We start from the raw sequence: 1,279 nt of genomic DNA, 5'->3' as shown, positions 1-1,279 counted from the left end.
TGACCCCTGCCGTCAAATCCGTAGAACCAAACTTGGGAGATTTTAATTACGCAGCCTGACGATAAAAGTCAAACCACACCTGTCTTGGCGATTTATAGCCCAAGCTCTTTTGAATCCTAGTCTGATTATAATACAACTCAATATATCCAATAATATCTCTGATGGCTGCAAATCTTGTTTTATAGTCTTGGTGATATACAAGCTCGTTCTTTAATATGCCCCAGAAGCTTTCTATGGGTGCGTTGTCAAAGCAGTTGCCTTTAGCACTCATTGAGCCTTTAAACTGATGCTGCTTGATGATCTTGTGATAAGCGTGGCTACAGTACTGACTGCCTCTATCAGAATGCACAATTAGCCCTTGGCTTGGTCGTTTATTCTTGATTGCCATATTGAGTGCACGGCATACTAAATCTGCTGTCATGCGCTTATTAATGGCGTAGCCGACCAGCTCTTTGGTGTATAAATCTTTTACTCCTGCTAAGTATAGCCAACCCTCGCTTGTCCAGATATAGGTGATATCACTGACCCAAGACTCATTAGGACGCTTAGCATCAAACTGCTGATCGAGCACGTTTGGATAAACCATTTTATTATGGTTTGAGTCCGTGGTGACCTTAAAGCGTTTGTGGCGACGGCATTTGATGCCATGTTCTTCTTTGATACGTCTGACCATGTACAAGCTAATGTCATGGCCTTGCTCTATTAGCTTTGCATGCAGTCGCTCAACACCATAGCGCTCACGAGTTTCACTGTGAGCGGCTCTAACCAGTAGCTCAGACTGGTTACGATGTATCTGTTGGTCGCTGATATCGCGATTTATCCAGTCGTAATAGCTTGATGGCTTAACCCTTAATACACGGCACATAGAGACGATACTAAAGGCCTGTCTATTAGTTTTTATAAAGGCGTACTTCACTAACTGTTTTTCGCAAAGTACGCCGTGGCCTTTTTTAGGATCTCTCGTTCCTCTTCAGCCACTTTAAGCTGCCGCTTGAGCTGCTTTATTTCCTGAATAGCTGCCATAAGCTCAGGATCATATTGTTCTGTGCCGACAAGTTTGCCTTGATTGGCTTTATTGTTCCAATTAGATAACGTTTGCATCGCTATGCCAAGCTGCTTTGCGGTCGCTGAGATGTTGCCGTTATTGTCTGCTATCTTCTTAACGGCTTCTGCTTTAAATTGGGTGCTATAAGTTCTGATCTTCTTGGTCATGGTAAACTCCTCATCGAGTCGTTAGTTTACCAAGTTTATCTCTACGGTTTCTTCAGCATAGCTCAAT

1 protein-coding gene is annotated in these 1,279 nt (G+C 43.1%); it reads right to left on the bottom strand.

Translation table 11 applies throughout. The features are described from left to right. Nucleotides 1-46: 46 nt before the first annotated feature. Nucleotides 47-1,212, bottom strand: a protein-coding gene (locus ACT3RN_RS15645) for an IS3 family transposase (protein WP_192520527.1) whose coding sequence is annotated in 2 segments (ribosomal slippage) — nucleotides 47-954 and nucleotides 954-1,212 — 1,167 coding nt in all. Because the reading frame shifts where the segments join, the coding sequence is not laid out codon by codon here. Between the last annotated feature and the right edge of the window lie 67 nt (nucleotides 1,213-1,279).

Origin of the sequence: Psychrobacter sp. AOP5-GZ1-6 (assembly GCF_052376345.1) — a bacterium.
Taxonomy (GTDB): Bacteria; Pseudomonadota; Gammaproteobacteria; order Pseudomonadales; family Moraxellaceae; genus Psychrobacter.
Note: the sequence above shows the minus strand (reverse complement) of the source record. Positions and strands in the feature narration are given on the sequence as shown.